The 20679-nt window shown below is 60.8% G+C and carries 15 protein-coding genes; 9 read left to right on the forward strand and 6 right to left on the reverse strand.

The annotated features are described in order from the left end of the window. Positions 1 to 2: 2 nt before the first annotated feature. The 3 genes from ABWL39_RS20010 (at position 3) to ABWL39_RS20020 (ending at position 2993) form a co-directional block, all read left to right on the forward strand. Entirely contained in the window at positions 3 to 1415 is a 1413-nt protein-coding gene (locus ABWL39_RS20010; protein ID WP_367795736.1) for a type II secretion system protein GspD, read from the forward strand. 169 nt (positions 1416 to 1584) lie between these two features. Beyond that, positions 1585 to 1905: a plasmid mobilization relaxosome protein MobC gene (mobC, locus tag ABWL39_RS20015; RefSeq protein ID WP_367795739.1), complete on the forward strand. Its 321-nt coding sequence runs from the start codon at positions 1585 to 1587 to the stop codon at positions 1903 to 1905. A 2-nt stretch (positions 1906 to 1907) separates the two neighbouring features. After that, a complete protein-coding gene (locus ABWL39_RS20020) occupies positions 1908 to 2993 on the forward strand; it encodes a relaxase/mobilization nuclease domain-containing protein (protein ID WP_367795742.1) in 1086 nt (361 codons plus the stop codon). Positions 2994 to 3235: 242 nt separating this feature from the next. Here the strand turns inward: ABWL39_RS20020 and ABWL39_RS20025 are convergent, their stop codons facing one another. Continuing rightward, complete coding sequence (locus tag ABWL39_RS20025; RefSeq protein ID WP_367795745.1) at positions 3236 to 4414, reverse strand: diguanylate cyclase; 1179 nt, start codon at positions 4412 to 4414, stop codon at positions 3236 to 3238. Positions 4415 to 4571: 157 nt separating this feature from the next. Here ABWL39_RS20025 and ABWL39_RS20030 point away from each other — a divergent pair, with 157 nt between their 5' ends. Further along, on the forward strand, positions 4572 to 4793 hold the full coding sequence (locus ABWL39_RS20030; protein WP_367795748.1) for a DUF1289 domain-containing protein: 222 nt from the start codon (positions 4572 to 4574) through the stop codon (positions 4791 to 4793). A gap of 53 nt (positions 4794 to 4846) precedes the next feature. On the opposite strand, the gene ABWL39_RS20035 is transcribed toward ABWL39_RS20030, so the two are convergent. Then, positions 4847 to 5623 carry a DUF2189 domain-containing protein gene (locus ABWL39_RS20035; protein ID WP_367795751.1) on the reverse strand — a complete coding sequence of 259 codons (777 nt, stop codon included), beginning with the start codon at positions 5621 to 5623 and terminating at the stop codon, positions 4847 to 4849. Between the two features lie 136 nt (positions 5624 to 5759). Here ABWL39_RS20035 and ABWL39_RS20040 point away from each other — a divergent pair, with 136 nt between their 5' ends. The 3 genes from ABWL39_RS20040 (at position 5760) to ABWL39_RS20050 (ending at position 10609) form a co-directional block, all read left to right on the forward strand. Further along, on the forward strand, positions 5760 to 6734 hold the full coding sequence (locus ABWL39_RS20040) for a tRNA dihydrouridine synthase (protein ID WP_367795754.1): 975 nt from the start codon (positions 5760 to 5762) through the stop codon (positions 6732 to 6734). A gap of 230 nt (positions 6735 to 6964) precedes the next feature. Further along, entirely contained in the window at positions 6965 to 10120 is a 3156-nt protein-coding gene (locus ABWL39_RS20045) for an ATP-binding protein (protein ID WP_367795757.1), read from the forward strand. 99 nt (positions 10121 to 10219) lie between these two features. After that, positions 10220 to 10609: a response regulator gene (locus ABWL39_RS20050; RefSeq protein ID WP_367795760.1), complete on the forward strand. Its 390-nt coding sequence runs from the start codon at positions 10220 to 10222 to the stop codon at positions 10607 to 10609. 190 nt (positions 10610 to 10799) lie between these two features. Here the strand turns inward: ABWL39_RS20050 and ABWL39_RS20055 are convergent, their stop codons facing one another. From ABWL39_RS20055 to dusA, 3 genes are all read right to left on the reverse strand, one after another. Further along, a complete protein-coding gene (locus tag ABWL39_RS20055; protein WP_367795763.1) occupies positions 10800 to 13046 on the reverse strand; it encodes an Orn/Lys/Arg decarboxylase N-terminal domain-containing protein in 2247 nt (748 codons plus the stop codon). Positions 13047 to 13289: 243 nt separating this feature from the next. Then, on the reverse strand, positions 13290 to 15329 hold the full coding sequence (gene recG, locus ABWL39_RS20060; RefSeq protein WP_367795766.1) for an ATP-dependent DNA helicase RecG: 2040 nt from the start codon (positions 15327 to 15329) through the stop codon (positions 13290 to 13292). A 198-nt stretch (positions 15330 to 15527) separates the two neighbouring features. Next, positions 15528 to 16517 carry a tRNA dihydrouridine(20/20a) synthase DusA gene (dusA, locus tag ABWL39_RS20065; protein ID WP_367795769.1) on the reverse strand — a complete coding sequence of 330 codons (990 nt, stop codon included), beginning with the start codon at positions 16515 to 16517 and terminating at the stop codon, positions 15528 to 15530. A 154-nt stretch (positions 16518 to 16671) separates the two neighbouring features. Between dusA and ABWL39_RS20070 the strand changes: the two genes are divergently transcribed. Continuing rightward, positions 16672 to 18429 carry a diguanylate cyclase gene (locus ABWL39_RS20070; protein WP_367795772.1) on the forward strand — a complete coding sequence of 586 codons (1758 nt, stop codon included), beginning with the start codon at positions 16672 to 16674 and terminating at the stop codon, positions 18427 to 18429. A gap of 57 nt (positions 18430 to 18486) precedes the next feature. Here ABWL39_RS20070 and icd read toward each other — a convergent pair whose 3' ends face one another. Continuing rightward, complete coding sequence (gene icd, locus ABWL39_RS20075; protein ID WP_367795775.1) at positions 18487 to 19731, reverse strand: NADP-dependent isocitrate dehydrogenase; 1245 nt, start codon at positions 19729 to 19731, stop codon at positions 18487 to 18489. A 295-nt stretch (positions 19732 to 20026) separates the two neighbouring features. On the opposite strand from icd, the gene ABWL39_RS20080 reads away from it, so the two are divergent. Then, entirely contained in the window at positions 20027 to 20647 is a 621-nt protein-coding gene (locus tag ABWL39_RS20080; protein ID WP_367795778.1) for a pseudouridine synthase, read from the forward strand. Positions 20648 to 20679 lie beyond the last annotated feature (32 nt).

The raw sequence follows: 20679 nt of genomic DNA on the forward strand, positions 1-20679 counted from the left end.
ATATGAAAAACACAAAAATATGGCTATCTCTATTGATAGCCTTTTCTTTAAGTCATGCACATGCACAGAATAAAAATATAGCTCTTCCTACTTCCTTACCAATGGGACTCCCTCCGATAGAAGCAACGAATCCCTACAATATACCTAAACAACTTCCTCCAATGGTTTTGAATGGAAAGAATGAGTCTCCCTCATTCAACTTCCAAGAAATGCCAGTGAGTCAGTTGATCTCTTTTTATTTTCAGGAAATCAATTCAAACAGTTATGTCCTTGCTCCTGATATTGCTCAGGACACAAGAGTCATATCTCTTCGTTTTGATTCCACTAAAAACAAACAGAGTTCAGAGTTCACAAGGAATTTAATCGCTTCTTTGGGCTACACCATTGAAAACAAGTCAGGAGTCTACTTCGTTACCAAGCTTCCAGAAGCAAAAGAATTGAAGAAGAACCTTGTCTTAGATATTTATAGACCGAAGTATAAAGATTCAAATTATTTAATTAATTTGCTTCGTTCTAGCTTTCCAAATGCTTTCGGAACTACCTCAGTTGTTCAGAATGCTTCAGCAATGGAGACCAAAAACACCAACCCTCCACCTGGTTCGGCTGCTGCACAAATTGACTCAAGAGTTGACACAATTCTTCTACATAGTGAAGACCCTCAAGAGCTTGAGAAGGTTAAAAAGTATCTTTCCCTTTTAGACATTCCAGACAATAACCTTTTTGTTAAAGCTAATATTTATGAAGTTTCTTATTCAAAAAAGGACGGTTCAGCAATTGGCTTGATCATGAATTTAGCAAGTAGCAAGCTCAATGTTCAGTTTAATTCAGCTTCAACTCTAGATAACGTTTTGAAGTTCACAAGTAGCGGATTGAGTCTCATGTTCTCTAACATTGATACAGATTCAAGGTTCAAGTTGCTTTCAAGTCCATATCTTCGAATAAAAAACGGTTCGACCTCTTCTCTAACTGTCGGTCAATCTGTACCAACTTTAGGCTCCGTCTCATATCAAGGAAACTCAGGTACACCCGTTCAAAATGTTGAGTATAAAGATTCCGGACTTGTATTCAAATTGACTCCAACCATAAGACAGGAATCAATTGACATCCAACTTTCCCAACAAATTTCCGAAGTTCAAAACACAACAACAGGAGTCAACACAACTCCCACTCTTACAAAGAGACAGCTTGAATCTACCTTCACAACAAAGAAAAATGAAGCCGTAATTCTTGGAGGATTAAAACAAGAAAAGTCAGCTTCTGGCAAAAGTAGACCCTTCTTTCTTCCATTTCTTTCTAATGACAATCAGAGTCAAGACAACACAGAAATCATAATAATTCTTGAAGTTCTCTCAACAGAAAACGATCAACAAGCCAGCAACGAAGCCACGTCAGTGAGTGAAAATCAATCTAGATAAGCAAGCTCGTCTTGCTTCTCGGAACACAAAAAAAGGACTCGCTAGAGTCCTTTTGTCATTTCAATTCCAAAATTAAAAAACTTTAGGCGAGGTTAGCTATTGTATATACAATTTCATTGTATATAATAGTAATAGGAGCTAAAGCTAAAACAAAAAAGGAGACTCCAAAATGAAAAAAGAAACTAAAGACGAGACAATTATTATTCGTTGTACAAGAAAAGAAAAAGAATTTATTAAGCTTACAGCAACTCTAAAAGAGTTCAAGTCAATCAGTGATTATCTTCTTGCTTCCACTATCTACCCTCAATCACTGGACAAGAAAAAAGCTCAGTCAATGCTCTATGAAGTAAATAAGATCGGAGTTAATCTCAATCAAATTTCTAGAAAAATTAATCAATTTGAGCTTACAGACCCTCTTGAAATTATTCAGTATCTTGAGCTTATCAACTCACAACTCGAAGAAGTTGTACGAGTTTATAAGGAGCTTTAATCATGATAGTGAAAATTTTCAATCAAGGAACTTCTAACGGTAAAGCTCACATTGATTATTTATTCAGTGAAGAAAAACACAAAGGTTTTAAGCCTCAGCTTTTCAAAGGCAATCGTTTCTTGACAGAAGAAATCACAGGCTCAATCACAAATAAAAATAAATATACGGCTGGAGTTATTGCTTTTAGAGACAATGAGACTTTAGAGAAATCACAACTTTTAGATATTATTGAATCCTTTGAGTCAACCGTCGCTCCCTTCCATGATAAAGGGAGAGTCAATTTCTTATGGGTTCTACACAAAGACAAAAAGAATATAGAGCTTCATTTTATATCGCCTCGCATTGACTTAAAAAGCCAAAAGGCTCTAGACATTCACCCCAATACAAAAGCCAACCTTTTACTCTTCGAGCACTTCACAAGAGCAACTAATTACAAATATGGTTTTGAACAAGTTGACAAGAAAGATTACAAAAAAGGAAACTTTGAATTTTCTAAAAAGCTTGTTAGAGACTTAGTTGAGAAGAGAGCTATTTTCTTTCAGTCAAAGTATTGCGAAAAGAAAAAAAATCCCTACAATAAAAATACAACTAGAAAAATAAAGGTAAAAAATGGAATGGAAGGAATTGGAACAACTAACAAAAGAAGTCTTAGAGCTTCAGAGTCAACTCAACTTGATATGTTCAGTAATAGAAGAAGTCCAAAAGACTCAACTTCAACACCACAACATATTGACAGACCTACTCAACCAGAGAACAGGAACAAGCACACAGAAAGAGAACAAGGTAGAGAACACACCTCAACCACAAGTCAAAAACTTCAATCAGGTCAAAAGCATGATAGCAAGTCTGAGACAAGTTCCAGTTCAAAACCTGACTCCAGAACTTCAATCCAGAAAGCCAACGATTTAAGAAACTCTCCTTTAATCAGTCAGCTTCATGAAGTTCAAGCTTTATACAATAGCGAACATGATCAGTTTAAGAGACTTGAGCTATACAACAGATTACTTCAACTTCGTTATGATATTGAGCTTGAAGAAAATGCCAAAAAGCTTGAAGAAGAGAAGAAAAATCAATTTAAGTTTAAATAAAAAAGGACTCCTTGTGAGTCCTTTTCTACTTGAGAGACTACCTCTCTCAAACTCTCTGTGAGTCATTGATTTCAGAGTCTTCCCTATCGGAAGCCTCAGAAACCAACGACTTTTGACAAAAAACTTCCATGATTGACTTTGACAAAAAATCTTTTCCTTGTAGATCAATCACTTAGGTTCGTTTACTGTCTGGAGGCACCAGAAACAGCCGCCGGCCAGCGTGGCGGTGGCGAGTTGATTGCTCATCGTGTGGCTTCCTTGTTGCGGGTGGACGATGCGGATTGGTCGAACATCTGCGCCCAATCTGACAGATCGCTCGACGAGTCGGCGGTTTCTACCGTGCACACGCGGTTGCGGCCATTATGTTTGGCCAGGTACATCCCTTCGTCTGCCGTCCGCAGCAGGCGGCTCAGTTCGTCCCCGGGGCGGTAGCTCGCGGCGCCGATGCTGACGGTCACGTTCAGCGTATGCAGGCCGGACGACATGGGCTGGCGGGCGACTGCCTCGCGCAGTCGCTCGGCCAGGGCAATGCCGTCGGCGAGCTGGGTCTCGGGCAGCAGCAGGGCGAACTCTTCGCCACCCAGGCGCCCGACGATGTCGGCATCGCGTATCGCGGCGCGGATCACGTCGGCGATCTGCCGCAACACCTCGTCGCCGCCCAGGTGCCCGTACTGGTCGTTGATCGGCTTGAAGAAGTCGATGTCCAGCATCAGAAAGGTGAACGGGTGGCGGTAGCGCCGATGGCGCTCGAGCTCATGCTGGCAGCGCAGCAGGAACTCGCGGCGGTTGAGGAGACCGGTGAGCGAATCCATCATCGCCAGCTGTTCCAGGCGGCGGCGCAGCACGAAGGTCTTGCGCCGGCCGTAATCGAGTATCAGCGCCAGGTAGCTGACGAAGGCGTAGAGCGACAGCGATTGCCAGGTGAAGTTGATGATCGCTTCGGCTGGCGCATGCCACCACAGCAGCATGGCGAGCGGGATGAGCACATAGCCCGCCATGGTGATCTGCATGCCGCGGTAGGTCAGCGCGATCACGCCGGTTAGCATCCACATGTAGAAGTTGGCGTAGCCGGCCATGCCGATCACGTGGCCGTTGGGCAGGTGTTGCAGCAGCACCGTGAGCATGCCCGCGCAATACCAGGTGGCGCCGCAGACGATGAGGGACATATGGGGGCGCAGCCGCGTCGAATAGGACAGCAGCAGCACCGCAGCCGGGCCCAGTGCCAGCAACAGCCGCCACACCAGGTTCTGGCTGAACAGTTGGGGCGCGAGCTGGTAATCCCAGCCAGCGAACAGCAGCACGAGCAGCAGTGAGGCGGCAATCGCGCCGCGGAACATGTCCGAGCGCTGGCGGGCCCGGTCTCTCAGGTAGGCGGCCTCCATCGCGGCATCGAAACGGAGCAGGGGAATCTTGAGGCGCATGATCGAACGTAGTCGTGTTTTTTCTATTTTATCAGCGCGGGCGCATGACCATGGTTTTCCTGGCGGTCGCGGGCCGGTTACGCTATCCGCGGCAGCAAGGATGAGGCCTTGTCGTTACAATGCCAGCTGCCGATAGCCGCCATTTACCGAGTGTTACATGTCTGATGCCGCCTCCCGCCCCGATTCGCCCTGCGTGGCCCTGTGCTCGACCGCATTGGGGGACGAGGTATGCGTCGGCTGCCGGCGCACCTTCATCGAGGTGGCCAACTGGGTGGCCATGAGCGAGGCGGAGAAGGACGCCGTCTGGCAGCGCCTGGAGGCACACTGGGCCGCGCTGGGGCTGCCCCCGCCGTGGCTCGCACGCGGCACCCGCAAATAGATCGACCCCGGCGCCAGGCGCCGAGGCCGCATCGGTGAGGCTGCCGTGTCGCGCTAGGGCTCGACGAGGTCGCGGTAGGCGCACCATGTGGCGTGCCCGAGCAAGGGCATGATCACCACCATGCCGATCATCATCGTGGCAAAGCCGATTAGCGTCAGCGCCACGATCAGCGCCGCCCAGACGATCATCGCCGGCAGGTTGTCGACTACCGTACGGAGGCTCGCCATCATCGCGCTGATCATGTCCACGTCGCGGTCCACCACCATCGGCATGCCGACCGCCGTGAAGGCGAACACGCAGCTGGCCAGGATGAAGCCGCAGAACATCCAGGCGGCCAGCACACCGTTGTATTGCCCGGACAGGAACATCTGGCGCACGAAGCCTTCGACCGAGGTCATTTCGCCGCCATAGAGCAGTGCCAGCAGAATCGCCGACAGGCGTTCCCACAGGATGGCGACGATGGCCAGCATGACGCCGAACTGCCCCAGCGTGCCCGCGCTGGCCTTGAGCCCGGCGATCGAGTCGAGGAAGGTTGGCTTGCGGCCGGCTTCGCGCTGCCGCGTGAGCTCATAGATGCCGGCGGCGACCAGCGGTGCGACCAGCATGAAGCCCGAGACGGCGGCCGTGACCAGATAGGGGCGCGGGGCGGCGATCGCCACGATCAGCAGGCCGGCGATGGCGACGATCACACCGTAGACAAGGCTCGGCCCCGGATGGGCCATGAAGTCCTGCCAGCCGTGCCTGAGCCATTGCACGGGTTTGCTCGCGCCGACATGCGTGATCCTGGGCAGGGAAAAGTGCTGATCCAGGCCGGGTAGATGCGTTGCCATGTGTGGTCTCCTTCTGCGATGGAGGGGCTGCTACCTGTCTTCAGAATAGGCCAGCGGGCCTGCTCGTCAAGCAAAAAGCCTTTATCTATCAAAAGGCTAGTAGGTATAATGCGCGACTTTTGCGAGGGAGAGACGTGTGCGGATAGCCTTGGCGCCGATGGAAGGCCTGGTCGACGACATCATGCGCGACACCCTGACGCGTGTCGGCGGGGTCGATTGGTGCGTGACCGAGTTCATTCGCGTCACCGATACGCTATTGCCGCCGCGCAGCTACCACCGCGTTTCGCCGGAGCTCTACAACGGCGCGCGCACGCGGGCCGGTACGCCGGTGCGCGTGCAACTGCTCGGCTCCGATGCCGCCTGCCTGGCCGAGAATGCCGCGCGCGCGGCCCAGCTTGGCGCGCCTGTCATCGATCTGAACTTTGGCTGCCCGGCCAAGTGCGTCAACCGCCATCGCGGCGGCGCCGTCCTGCTCAAGGAGCCCGAGCTGCTGCACGAGATCGTCGCCACCGTGCGCCGAGCCGTACCCGCACAGATCCCCGTCACCGCCAAGATGCGCCTGGGCTACGAGGACAAATCCCTCGCACTCGATTGCGCGCAGGCGCTCGAGGCCGGCGGGGCGGCCGAGATCGTGGTGCATGCCCGCACCAAGGTCGAGGGTTACAAGCCGCCCGCGCATTGGCACTGGATTGCGCTGATCAAAGAGGCCGTCCGCTGCAATGTCGTTGCCAACGGCGAGATATGGACGGTCGACGACTACCTGCAATGCCGCACCGAGAGCGGCTGCGACGACATCATGCTGGGGCGCGGCCTGGTGGCCAGGCCCGACCTCGCGCTGCAAATCCGCGCGAGGCTCGCCGGCCAAGCCCCTGTGCCGCTGGGCTGGCAGGGCCTGCAGCGCCATGTCGCCGATTTCTTCGCACAGGTGGTCGCCAAGGTCGAGCCGGAGCATGCGCCGGGCCGCCTCAAGCAGTGGGTGGGGCTGCTGACGCGCGGCTACCCCGAGGCCGCCACCTTCTTTGCCCAGCTCCGCGCGCTCAAGTCGATCGATGCCATCTCGGCGCTGCTGACTGAATCGCTGCCGCTGTCCGAGGCCCTGCTGCCTGCCTAGGCGCAAGCCCCAGCGGGCCTGGCGGCGCCGTTGCCGGCGGGTTCCTGATTTCGGTACGCTATGGGGCCATGGGCACCCGCCCGAGCCTGCAAGAGTTGAGCAGGGCGCGCAGGCGGGGCGTATCGGCCGGATAGCCCTGGCCGTTACGGGAAACCGATGCAGGATGCTTTGCATGCAGCAGGTTTCTCGAGGTGCCCTATAAAAAACGTATGCATGCCAGGTGATCCCCTTTGCCCTTTCTGATCTTCATGTCGATTGTCGCCGGCTATGCCGTCTCGGGCCTGCTCGGGCTCGAATTGGCGATTCCACCAGGTTATGCGACGGCAATCTTCCCGCCTGCTGGGCTCTCGCTGGCCGCGTTGTTGCTGGCGGGGCGGCGTTACACCCCCGCAGTCTGGCTCGGCTCGTTCCTGATGAACCTGTGGGTCGGCTACCGCAGCGCCGGCGCCCTGTCGGCGACGGCGATCGGCGTCGCCGCGATGATCGCGCTCGGCTCGGCCATGCAGGCGCTGTTCGCATCGACGCTGGTGCGGCGCTTCGTCGGCTTCCCCGCCACGCTCAGCAGTGCCGGCCCGATCGCGCTGTTCCTCCTGCATGGCGGCATCATCGGCTGTCTCGTGGGTGCGTCCGTTGGCGTGACGACGCTGTACAGCGTGGGCTTCGTCACCGGCGCGGATGCTCCCTATTCATGGTGGACCTGGTGGGTGGGCGATACCATCGGCGTGATGCTGATCACGCCGCTGATCTTCGCCGCCTGGGGGCAGCCCAAGGGGCTGTGGCGCTCGCGCCGGCTGTCGCTGTTCGTGCCGACGGTGCTGGGCTTCGTGCTGGTCGTGGCGCTATTCTTCAAGATCAGCGAAGTCGAGCAGCGCAATATCGCCGAGCGCTTCAACCAGCAGGCGCGTTCGTTCAATGTCAGGTTCCAGCACGAGCTTGATGCGACGGTCGAGGTGCTGCGCGCCACCGGCCAGTTCTTCGACGGCTCGGACTCGGTCACCGTCGACGAGTTCAGCCGCTTCGTGCTGCCCTCGATCGCGCGCCACCCGACGATCAAGGCGGTATCGTGGCTGGAGCGTGTGACGCCGGACAGCATGCCGGGCTATCTGCCCCGGCTGCAGCAACTGGCCGGGCGCCCGCTGCAGGTGTGGGAGAAAGGGGCGGATGGCAAGCCTGCCGCGGTGGCCCCGCGCGCCTATTACACCCCGGTCACCTATATCGAGCCCAGGCAGGGCAACGCGGCTGCGCTGGGCTTCGACGTTCACTCCGAGCCGGTGCGCCGTACCGCCATGGAAGCTGCGATGCGGCTGCGGGAGCCGTTCGCCACCGGGCGCATCCAGCTGGTGCAAGGGGAGCAACGGCACACCTCTGTGCTGGTGTTCCTGCCGGTCGGGGCCGCGTCGCAAGGGGGCGCCAACCCACCGGCCGGTGTGCTGAGCCTCGTGCTCGATATCGGGCATATCGCCACGGCCACCCAGCTCGATGAGGACCGCCGCATGCTCTATCTGCAGCTGACCGGCAACCCCGCGCTGCCCCCGTTGTATCGCTCGGAGACGGCGCGTGGCGTCTCCACGTTGAAGTTCGCCTCCACCATCTCGTTTGCCGGGCGGCAATGGCAGCTGTTGATCGAGCCGACCCAGGACTTCATGCGTGAGAGCCGCAGCTGGCAGGCCTGGTACGGGCTGGCGGGCGGCCTGATCCTGGTCAGCCTGCTCAACGCCTTCATGCTACTGATGACGGGACAGAAGGCGCGCGTCGAAGCCGACGTAGCCGAGCGCACGCGCGAGCTGGGGGCGATGACGAGCAATGCCGAGCATGCCAACCAGCTGCTGGAGGCGATCAACCGTGCCCAGTCAGCCTATATTTCGAGGCTGCAGCCGCAACCGCTGTTCGATGGGCTGCTGCGCGACCTGCTCACCATCACCGGCAGCGAATTCGGCGTCATCCTCGAACAGGAGCCCGATCAGGGGCGGCCATCGGCTGTCACGCTGCGCGCCATCTGCCATACGGGGTGGGACGACGGCACCTGCGCCGACCGCTTGCGGCAGTTCTCCGGCGATGCGGCCACGCGCGAGCTCGACCGCCTGTTCTGTGGCGCGCTGGCCGGCGGCAGCGTCGTGTTCGCCTGCGACGCGACCGGGGGCGCCGCTGCGCTGCCGACCTTGAACCATCGCGTGGGCATCCCGCTGATCCATGCCGGCCAGATCGTCGGCGTCATCGGCCTGGCCAACCGGCCGCAGGGTTACGGGCTCGAACTGGTGGACTGGCTGCGCCCCCTGCTCGCGACCTGCGCCAGCCTGGCGGAAGGCTTCCGCGAGGCGCAACGGCGCCAGGCCTCGGAGCAGGCGCGCGAGGACAGCGAGCTGCGCCTGCGCACCATTCTCGACAATGCGCTCGACGCGCTGCTGACCACCGACGAGGCGGGCCGTGTCGAATCGGCCAATCCCGCCGCCGTCGCCCTGTTTGGCGTGCCCGATCTGACCGGACGCGCGCTCGAATCGCTGCTGCCGGGCTTCGACGAACTGGTGGCGGCAGCCACCAGCGGCGAGCGGCGCGCGCATTCGCTCACGGCCAATGGCGGGCCACGCGGCCCGGTGCCGGTCGAGGCGCTGGTCAATCCGGTGGCGCTGCCGCAACGCATGCTGTGCGTGGTGCTGCTGCATGATCTGAGCGAGCGCCTGAAGATCGAACAGATGAAGGCCGAATTCATCGCCAACATGAACCACGAGCTGCGCACGCCGCTGACGGCGATACGTGGCGGCCTGTCGCTGTTGCGCGGCATGTTCGGCCAGCAGCTGCCCGATGCAGCCAAACCGCTGCTCGACGTCGCCGACCACAACAGCCAGCGGCTGCTGTCGCTGGTCAATGACATACTCGACATCGAGAAGATCGAGGCCGGCAAGCTGCCGCTGAAGTTGGAGCCAACCGATCTGGCCGAGCAGGTGCAGCAGGCCATGGTACTCAATCTGCACTACGCGGAGCCGCTGCAGGTGGTGCTGCGACTGGGCGAGATCACTGCGCCGGCGCAGGCATTGGCCGACACGGAGCGCCTGCAGCAGGTGCTCGCCAACCTGATCTCGAATGCCGTCAAGTTTTCCGCGCCGGAAGCATCTGTCGAGCTGGCGCTGCACGCACACGGCGGCTTCTGGCGGATCAGCGTGGTCGATCATGGCGAGGGCATCCCCACCGAGCAGCAGGACAAGCTGTTCCAGAAGTTCTTCCAGGTCGATGGATCATCGACCCGGCGCCGGGGCGGTACTGGCCTGGGGCTCGCAATCTCGCGCGCGCTGGTCGAGGCAATGGGCGGCCGCATCGGCTTTCACTCCCAGTCTGGGCAAGGAACGGTGTTCCACGTCGACCTGCCAGCTCAAGCGGGGGCGGCCACCTGAGCGGCGGGCGATCTGCCCGGCAGGCGCCATCATCCCTGCCAGGGCGAGCCTGCGTCGGCTTCTGCCTGTAGAATGGTGGGACCGATGGGGGAGTCAGGCATGGACGTGGCGCTAGAGCGCATCCTGTACGTTGAAGACGATCCGGGCATCCGCCTGGTGGGCAAAATGGCGCTGGAAATGGTAGGGGGCCTGCTGGTGCGCGATTGCGCCTCGGGCCTGGAGGCGCTCGCCGTCACCGGGTTTGCACCGCAGCTGTTGCTGCTCGACGTGATGATGCCGGGCATCGATGGCGTGGTGACCCTGCAGCGCCTGTGGCAGCAGCCCGAAACAGCGGGCGTGCCGGCCATCTTCATGACCGCCAAGGTCCAGCCCGACGAGATCGCCCAGCTGCGCGCCGCAGGCGCGGTCGACGTGATCGCCAAGCCGTTTGAGCCGATGACGCTGGCCACCCAACTGCGCGCGATCTGGGCGAGCCTGCCGCAGCAATAGGCCGCTTGCCGGGGCCGCGCCAGATGGCGTTGCCGCGATGTCGCATCTGTGGCGATTGAGCCGCTTCAGCACGAGTCAGCCGCTCGCGCCGGCTCGTATCGACGGCGACAGGCGGCGCAGAACGGAACAGGAAAAACAAAACGGGGCGATCAACGCCCCGTTTTGCTTGGCTGACGGAAACCGCCCCCGATCAGCTTTTCGCCACGCAGTCGACGAAATACTCGATACGGCTGTCGACTTCCTCCTCGACCAGGCCGTGAATATCGGTCTTCAGCCCAGGGAAGCGCTCGTTGAACTCGCGTGCAAACTTCAGGTATTGCACGATAGTCTTGTTGAAGCGCTCGCCCGGAATCAGCAGCGGGATGCCCGGCGGATACGGCGTCAGCAGGATGGCGGTGACGCGGCCTTCCAGGTCGTCGATGCGCACTCGCTCGATCTCGCGGTGTGCCATCTTGGCGTAGGCATCGGTTGGCTTCATCGCCGGTACCATGCTCGAGGTGTACATCTCGGTCGTCAGGCGGGCGATATCGTGCGTCTTGTAGACATCGTGGATCTGCTGGCAGAGGTCGCGCAAGCCGATGCGCTCGTAACGCGGATGCGCCGCGACGAACTCGGGCAGCACGCGCCACAGCGGCTGGTTCTTGTCGTAGTCATCCTTGAACTGCTGCAGCGCGGTAACCAGCGTGTTCCAGCGGCCCTTGGTGATGCCGATGGTGAACATGATGAAGAAGGAGTAGAGCCCCGTCTTCTCGACGATCACGCCGTGCTCGGCCAGGTACTTGGTGACGATACCGGCCGGGATGCCGGTATCGTCGAAGTCGCCGTCGACATCGAGCCCCGGGGTGATGATCGTGGCCTTGATCGGGTCGAGCAGGTTGAAGCCCTCGGCCAGGTTGCCGAAGCCGTGCCAGCGCTCGTTGGCCTTGAGCATCCAGTCCTCGCGGTCGCCCATGCCTTCGTCGGCCAGCGCGTCCGGGCCCCAGACCTTGAACCACCAGCTGTCGCCGTATTCCTCGTCGACCTTGCGCATGGCGCGGCGGAAATCGAGCGATTCGAAGATCGATTCCTCGACCAGCGCGGTCCCGCCCGGCGGCTCCATCATCGCGGCGGCGATGTCACACGAGGCGATGATCGCGTACTGCGGGCTGGTGGAGGTGTGCATCAGGTAGGCTTCGTTGAAACGGCTGCGGTCGAGCATGCGGGTCTGCGACTCCTGCACCAGGATCTGCGAGGCCTGCGAGAGGCCGGCCAGCATCTTGTGCGTGGATTGCGTCGAGAATACCAGCGGGTCTTTCGAGCGCGGACGGTCGCGGCCGATCGCGTGCATGTTCTTGTAGAAGTCGTGGAAGGTCGCGTGCGGCAGCCAGGCTTCGTCGAAGTGCAGCGTGTCGATCGTGTCGCCCAGCGTGTCCTTGATCATCTCGACGTTGTAGAGCACGCCGTCGTAGGTGCTCTGCGTGATCGTCAGGATGCGGGGCTTGCTCTTCACGTCCTTGGCGAACGGGTTGGCCTCGATCTTCTTGCGGATGTTCTCGGGCTCGAATTCCGCTTTCGGGATCGGGCCGATGATGCCGTAATGGTTGCGCGTCGGCATCAGGAATACCGGGATCGCGCCGCACATGATGATCGAGTGCAGGATCGACTTGTGGCAGTTGCGGTCGACGACCACGATGTCGCCCGGCGCCACGGTGGCGTGCCAGACCATCTTGTTCGAGGTCGAGGTGCCGTTGGTGACGAAGAAGCAGTGGTCTGAGTTGAAGATGCGCGCGGCATTGCGCTCGGAGGCGGCGACCGGGCCGGTGTGGTCGAGCAGCTGGCCGAGTTCTTCGACCGCGTTGCAGACGTCGCTGCGCAGCATGTTCTCGCCGAAGAACTGGTGGAACATCTGGCCCACCGGGCTCTTCAGGAAGGCGACGCCGCCCGAGTGGCCGGGGCAGTGCCAGGAATACGAGCCATCCTGCGCATAGTGCAGCAGCGCGCGGAAGAACGGCGGGGCGAGCGAGTCGAGATAGGTCTTGGCTTCGCGGATGATGTAGCGTGCGACGAACTCGGGCGTGTCCTCGAACATGTGAATGAAGCCGTGCAGCTCCTTCAGGATGTCGTTCGGGATGTGGCGCGAGGTGCGCGTCTCGCCGTAGATGAACAGCGGGATGTCTGGATTGCGCCAGCGGATTTCCTCGACGAAGGAACGCAGCTGCTTCACGGCCGCTTCGGCGGCTTCTTCCGAATGGAACTCCTCGTCGTCGATCGACAGGATGAAGCCCGAGGCGCGGCTCTGTTGCTGGGCGAAGCTCGAGAGGTCGCCATAGCTGGTGACGCCGAGCACTTCCATGCCCTCGTCCTCGATAGCTTGCGCGAGTGCGCGGATGCCGAGGCCGCTGGCGTTTTCCGAGCGGAAATCCTCGTCGATGATCACAACCGGAAAGCGGAATTTCATGGGGCGTTCCTTCTATGCTGGCCCGTGGAAAGGCGCGGATTGTCGCATAGTTTGTGTTGCATCAGGAAAAATGTTTGATGACGATTTAGTGCGATGATTGGTAAGGGAAATTTCCCTGTTTTACGGTGCAGAAAAATGCATCGGGTGCGGGGGGGAACAGGCATTTTGGCATGGGTGGGTACAGCTAGCCGGCAGCCAGCCCGTGATGGTGTCCGCCAGCTGGGCGCGCGGCAATGCCGCCGCTCACACCTTGAGCAGTTGTTCGCGCCCGCCGAGCCAGCGTTGCAGATGGGCGTGGGCGGCGTCCGGCTGCTGGTTCAACAGGCGCTCGGCGGCGTCCTGCGCTGCTTCCAGCAGATCCAGGTCGCGCTCCAGATCGGCAAAGCGCAGCATCGGCGCACCGGACTGGCGGCTGCCGAGAAACTCGCCCGGCCCGCGCAGCGCCAGGTCCTGCCGCGCGATCTCGAAGCCGTCGGTGTTCTCGAAGATCACGCGCAGCCTGGCCTTGGCGGTATCCGATACCGGCGTGCTGTAGAGCAGGATGCAGGTGCTCTCCGCCGCGCCGCGGCCGACGCGGCCCCTGAGCTGGTGCAGCTGTGACAGCCCCATGCGCTCGGCGTGCTCGATCACCATCAGGCTGGCGTTCGGCACATCGACGCCGACTTCGATCACCGTGGTCGCCACCAGCAGTTGCACGTGGTTGTCCTTGAACGCGGCCATCACAGCGGCTTTCTCGTCCGCCTTCATGCGGCCGTGGACGAGCCCCACGGCCAGCTCGGGCAGTGCTTCGGTGAGATAGGCGTGGGTGTCGAGCGCGGTCTGCAGCTGTAGCACCTCCGATTCCTCGATCAGCGGGCACACCCAGTAGGCCTGCCGGCCTTCGAGGCATTTGGCGCGCACGCGCTCGACGATTTCGTCGCGGCGCGCGTCGGAGATGAGCTTGGTGACGATGGGCGTGCGCCCCGGCGGCAGCTCGTCGATGACCGACACGTCGAGGTCGGCGTAGTAGCTCATCGACAGCGTGCGCGGGATCGGCGTGGCGCTCATCATCAGCTGGTGCGGGCTGCCGCCTTTCGAACGCAGCGCGAGGCGCTGGTGCACGCCGAAGCGGTGCTGTTCGTCGACGATGGCGAGCCCCAGGCGGGCGAATTCGACCTGATCCTGGAACAGCGCGTGGGTGCCGATGGCAAGCTGGGCCTCCCCCGATGCGACGTCGGCCAGCGCCGAGGCCTTCTCGGCCTTCTTCAGGCTGCCCGAGAGCCAGCTCACGCGCACCCCGAGCGGCGCGAGCCAGGCCGAGAGCTTGAGGTAGTGCTGCTCGGCGAGGATTTCGGTCGGTGCCATCAGCGCGGACTGGTGGCCGGCCTCGATCGCCAGCAGGGCCGCGAGCGCGGCAACGATGGTCTTGCCGCTGCCGACATCGCCCTGCAGCAGGCGCTGCATCGGGTGCGGCAGGGCCAGATCGCGGCGGATCTCGTCCATCACGCGTGCCTGGGCGCCGGTCAAGCCGAATGGCAGGCTGCCGAGCAGGCGCTCCAGCAGCCGGCCCGCTACGTCGAGCACCGGCGCCGAGCGCTCGCGCCGCGCGCGGTAGGCGAGCCGCATCGACAGCTGCTGTGCCAGCAATTCGTCGAACTTGAGTCGGCGCCACGCTGGGTGGCTGCGCTCGATCAGCTGGATTTGCGGAATCTCGGGCGTCGGGTTGTGCAGGAGCCGTACCGAGCGGTCGAATTCGGGCAGCTGCAGCTCGTGCAGCAGCGCCACCGGCAGTGTATCGGCAAGATAGGCCTCGCCGAGCGCCTGCGCGATCAGCTTGCGCAGCGCGGGCTGATTGAGGCTGGCGGTAGTCGGGTAGACCGGTGTGAGCGCCTCGTTGAGTGGCGAGCCGTCCTTCACCACGCGGGTCTTCGGGTGGATCATCTCGTCGCCGAAGAAACCATGGCGGATCTCGCCCAAGAGCCGCACGCGGTTGCCGAGCGCAAACTGCTTGACCTGGCTCGGGTAGAAATTCAGGAAGCGTACATGCAGCACGCCGCTGCCATCCTGCACCTGGCAGACGAGCTGGCGGCGCGGCCGGTAAGTCACCTCGTTGTGGATGACCTCGCCTTCGACCAGCACCGGGTGCCCCAGCGGCGCATCGGTGATCGGGTACAGATGGGTCTCGTCCTCGTAGCGCAGCGGCAGATGCAGGATCAGGTCGAAACGGCTATGGATGCCGAGCTTGGCCAGCTTGTCGCGCGTGGCCTTGGGCAGTTCGAGGTCGTTGGGGGATGGGGCGCTCACAGCCGCGATTGTGGCTGAAGGCCGCGGCAGGCTCAAGCGTGGCCGGCCCGGGTGTGGCTGACACAAGCATGGCGGGCCGGGCCGGCGTGCTGGACGAGTGCCCGGTTCAGCAGCGGCTGCCCGCGACAGATGCGTCGAACACCGGTCGAAAACCGCGAGCCCGCCAGCCTGCATGGCCGGCCGGTGCCGATGATGCGATCAGGCGCTTGCTGCCTGCATCGCCTCGACGCGTTCGAGCGCATCGGTGAGCCCCTTGAGGCCGGCCTGGCGCATGGCGGGTGCGTCCGACAGCGAGCGGCGCCACTGGCGCGCACCTTGCAGGCCCTGATAGAGCCCCAGGATATGGCGCGTGATGTGCGGCATCGGCACGCCTTCCGCCAGGCTGCGCTCGACGAAGGGCAGGTAGGCCGCCACCACCTCGGCCCGCGTCGGCACTGGATGATCGTCGCCGTAGTAGCGGCGGTCGACCTCGGCGAGCCAGTACGGGTTGTGATAGGCTTCGCGGCCGATCATGACGCCGTCGACATGCTCAAGATGCTGCGCCGTGGCGTCATGGGTAGTGATGCCGCCGTTGATCAGGATCTCGAAATCGGGGAAGTCGCGCTTCAGGCGGTAGACATAGTCGTACTTGAGCGGCGGGATCTCGCGGTTTTCCTTGGGCGACAGGCCCTTGAGGATGGCGTTGCGCGCATGCACGATGAACACGCGGCAATCGGAGCGTGTGGCCACCACCTCGACGAAACGGCGCAGGTAGTCGTAGTCCTCGATCTTGTCGATACCGATGCGGTGCTTCACGGTGACGGGGATGGCGACCTTGTCCTGCATTGCCTTCAGGCAGTCGGCCACCAGCTCGGGCTCGGCCATCAGGCAGGCACCGAAGGCGCCCGACTGCACGCGCTCGGAAGGGCAGCCGACATTGAGATTGACCTCGTCATAGCCCCACTGCTCGGCATAGGCCGCACACCGCGCCAGATCACCCGGCTCGCTGCCACCCAGCTGGATCGCAATCGGCTGCTCGATCTCGTCGAAGCGCAGGAAGCGCTGCCGGTCGCCATGGATGATCGCGCCGGTGGTGATCATCTCGGTGTAGAGCCAGGTGTGGCGCGAAATCAGGCGCGCGAACCGGCGATAGAAGCGGTCGGTCCAGTCCAGCATGGGGGCGATGGCGACGGTGCGGGGTGGAAGCATGGAAAGGGCGGTCGGCAAAAGGCGTGGATGATGCCACAGCTTGTCGCCTAAGCCAATGATTGTAATGGATATTGCTGTCGGTCAGGCGCAGCGCGGCTGGCACTGATGCCCAAGCCCACATATAACACAGAGTGGATCTCATATTGTTGCACCCATGACTCGCAAGCTACTCGACCGATTCAGCATCGCTTCCCTGCTGCACGTGGGCATCGTGGCCCTGACGGCCACCTTGCTCGCCGTGCTGCTCGCCGTCATCGACCATTTCGCCAGCCGTTACGAGCAGGATGAGGCTGGCCACGCCTTGTCGCTACTGGCGCGGCAGATGAGCAGCGCGCTCGATCAGGGCATGTTCGAGCGCTATCAGGACATCCACCTGATTTCCAATCTCTATGGCGTACGCCAGGATGGGCAGGACATCCGGGTCGCCCTGGCCAACCTTGCCCAGCTGTTCCCCTACTATGCCTGGATCGGCTTGGCCGGTCCCGACGGCAAGGTGCTCTATTCGCCGAACGGGCTGCTCGAGGGCGGGGATGTATCGAAACGGCCCTGGTTCCGCGAGGGGCTGAAGGCACCGTATGTCGGTGATGTACATGAAGCCGTGCTGCTCGCCAAGCTGCTGCCGGCACAGCACGAACCGTGGCGCTTCGTCGATTTCTCGGCGCCGCTGCACGACAGCGAAGGCCGGGTGACCGGCGTGGTCGGCGCGCATCTGAGCTGGAAGTGGGCGCGCGATGTGCGTGAGAGCATGTTTTCTCCCGGGGAGCAGGGCTACCGTGCAGAGCTGTTGCTGGTGCGCGGCGATGGCACCGTGCTGATTGGCCCGCCGCCGTTGGAGGGCAAGCGCATCCCGGCCGATCTGTTACGACGCGTGCAGCAGCGTGGGCCCGTGTATCAGCACGAGCAATGGCCGGATGGGGCCTTCCTCAGCGCCTATGCGCAGACCGTCGGCTATGGCGCCTACCCCGGCCTGGGCTGGTTCGTGCTGGCGCGGCAGCACGATGCCGTCGCCTATGCCGCCTATCATGACCTGCAGTGGCGGGTGGCGCTGCTGGCCGGGCTCGCTGGCCTCATCTTCGTGGCACTCGGCAGCCAGCTTGCCAACTGGTTGTCGGCCCCCTTGCTGGCAATTGCCAAGGCTGCCGCGTGTCACCGCGACGGCCAGCAATCCGTCGAGATTCCCGTGGTCGGCGGGTATCGCGAAGCGCATCTGCTGTCCACCATGCTGGTTGGCCTGATGGCGCGCGAGAAGGCCGCCATCACAGAGCTCGAGCAGCTCAACGCCGCGCTGGAACAACGGGTGGCCGAGCGCACCGGGGAGCTGGTCGAACTGACCGATGACCTGCAGTCCGCACTGTCGCAGAAGGTCCGTCTCGAACAGGAGCGGGAGCACCTGATTGCCGAGCTGTCGGAACTGGCGCAAACCGATGCGCTGACCGGCGTGCTCAATCGGCGTGCCTTTTTCGGCCTGGCGGAGCGGGAGCTGTTGCGCCAGGCACGAACTGGCTCGCAACTATCCGTCATCATGCTCGATATCGACCACTTCAAGTGCGTCAACGATGAACACGGGCATGGCGTCGGGGACGAGGTGATCCGCGTTGTCGCAGCCTGCTGCAAGGCGCAGCTGCGCGAGCTCGATCTGTTTGCACGCTACGGCGGCGAGGAGTTCTGCGTGCTGCTGCCGGATACTCCGCTCAACGAAGCCCGCCAGGTCGGCGAGCGCTTGCGGCTAGCCGTCGAGGCGGCACCGGCTGCCGTCGGCGACTTGCACGTCACCATCAGCCTGGGCGTGGCGGCCTCGGGTACGGGGCCAGGCGAGATCGAGTCCATGCTGGAGGCGGCGGATCGTGCACTCTATGTCGCCAAGCGCAATGGCCGCAACCGTATCGAAGTGATCGACGCCGAGGCTGGCTGAAACGACAACGGCGTGACCTGAGGCCACGCCGTCGCGCGTACTACTGGAACTGCCGCCTTACATGCGTGCGATCATCGCGTCGCCGAAGGCCGAGCAGCTGACTTCCTGTGCGCCATCCATCAGGCGGGCGAAGTCGTAGGTCACGACCTTGTCGCTGATCGCGGCTTCCATCGACTTGATCACCAGATCGGCCGCTTCGCGCCAGCCCAGGTGGCGCAGCATCATCTCGGCGGACAGGATCAGCGAACCCGGGTTCACCTTGTCGAGGCCGGCATACTTCGGCGCGGTGCCGTGCGTGGCTTCGAAGCAGGCGTAGTTGTCGCTGATGTTGGCGCCCGGAGCGATGCCGATGCCGCCGACCTGCGCTGCCAGCGCGTCGGAGATGTAGTCACCGTTCAGGTTGCAGGTGGCGATGGTGTCGTACTCTGCCGGACGCAGCAGGATCTGCTGCAGGAAGGCGTCGGCGATCGCATCCTTGACGATGACTTCGCGGCCGGTTTTCGGGTTCTTGAACGAGCACCATGGGCCGCCATCGATCGGGGTCGCGCCGAATTCGCGCTTGGCCAGATCGTAGGCCCAGTCACGGAAGCCACCTTCGGTGAACTTCATGATGTTGCCCTTGTGCACGATGGTCAGGCTCTTGCGGTCGTTGTCGACGACGTATTGCAGCGCCGCACGCACCAGGCGCTCGGTGCCTTGCTTCGATACCGGCTTGATGCCGATGCCCGAGGTCTCGGGGAAGCGGATCTTCTTCACGCCCATCTCGTCCTGCAGGAACTTGATCAGCTTCTTCGCACCTTCCGATTCGGCCTGCCATTCGATGCCGGCGTAGATGTCTTCGGTGTTCTCGCGGAAGATGACCATATTGGTCAGCTCAGGGTTCTTCAGCGGCGACGGCACACCCTTGAAGTACTGTACCGGGCGCACGCACTGGTACAGGTCGAGCTCCTGGCGCAGCGCCACGTTGAGCGAGCGGATGCCACCACCGACCGGCGTGGTCATCGGGCCCTTGATCGATACGGAATACTTCTTCAGCGCGTCGAAGGTTTCCTTGGGCAGCCATTCGTCAGGGCCATAGATGCGGGTCGACTTCTCGCCGGCATACACTTCCATCCAGTGAATCTTCTTCTTGCCGCCGTAGGCCTTTTCCACGGCAGCATCGATGACCTTGATCATGACCGGCGTGATGTCGATACCGATGCCGTCACCTTCGATGAAAGGGATGATCGGGTTGTCTGGGGTCGCCTGGCCCGGAACGATTTGCGCGCCGCCTTGCGGCACCTTGATATGGGAAGTCGTCATGCCTGCTCCACCTTGGGGGTAGTAGGGGGTTTATAAAAAGCGCACTGAGTCGAGCTTGCAAGAAAGACGCAGGATACGTCTGGCCGACGGCTTGGCACCGTCCATCCGCGGTTGTAGACTCGGCAGATGTCGCTCAACATTGTGTAGGTGTTATAGACCAGTGTGATTGCCTGAGGGATGGCGAAGCGGGCGAGTATTGCTTTATACGTATTGCGTTTTCCACTACCGTAACACGGGTCTCGCTCCGCTTAACCTTGTCATTATCGAGCAAATGCTCGCTTCCCGCCATTAGTAGATGCCCGAGTTGATTTTGCTTAACAAGCCCTATGGGGTGATCTGCCAGTTCTCTGCACACGAGAAGCATTCGACGCTGGCCAGCCTGGTCGATGTGCCGAATGTGTATCCGGCTGGGCGGCTCGATACAGACAGCGAGGGGCTGTTGCTGCTGACGGCCGACGGCCAGTTGCAGACGCGCATCGCCGATCCCCGGCACAAGCTGCCCAAGACCTACTGGGTGCAGGTCGAGGGGGTGCCGACGGACGATGCGTTGGCGCAGCTGCGGCGCGGTGTCGATCTCGGCGATTTCGTCACCCGGCCCGCCGAGACCCGCCGCATCGAGGCACCAGCGTTGTGGGAGCGTGTTCCGCCGATCCGCGTGCGCCAGAGCGTGCCCGACAGCTGGATCGAGCTCACCATCAGCGAAGGCAAGAACCGCCAGGTGAGACGGATGACCGCCAAGGTCGGCTTTCCGACGCTACGCCTGGTGCGCGTGAAAATCGGCGACTGGTCGCTCGACGGCCTCGCACCCGGTGCCTGGCGGCGTATCCAGGTGGCCATGCCGCCGGCCGCCGCCCAGCCCCGCAAACCAATACAGACGCGCTCTCCAGGCCAGCCTGGAAGGCGCACCAGAACTTGATCCCAGCACGATAGCGATAGACGATATGGACT

This window comes from Chitinivorax sp. PXF-14 (genome assembly GCF_040812015.1).
GTDB lineage: Bacteria > Pseudomonadota > Gammaproteobacteria > Burkholderiales > SCOH01 > JBFNXJ01.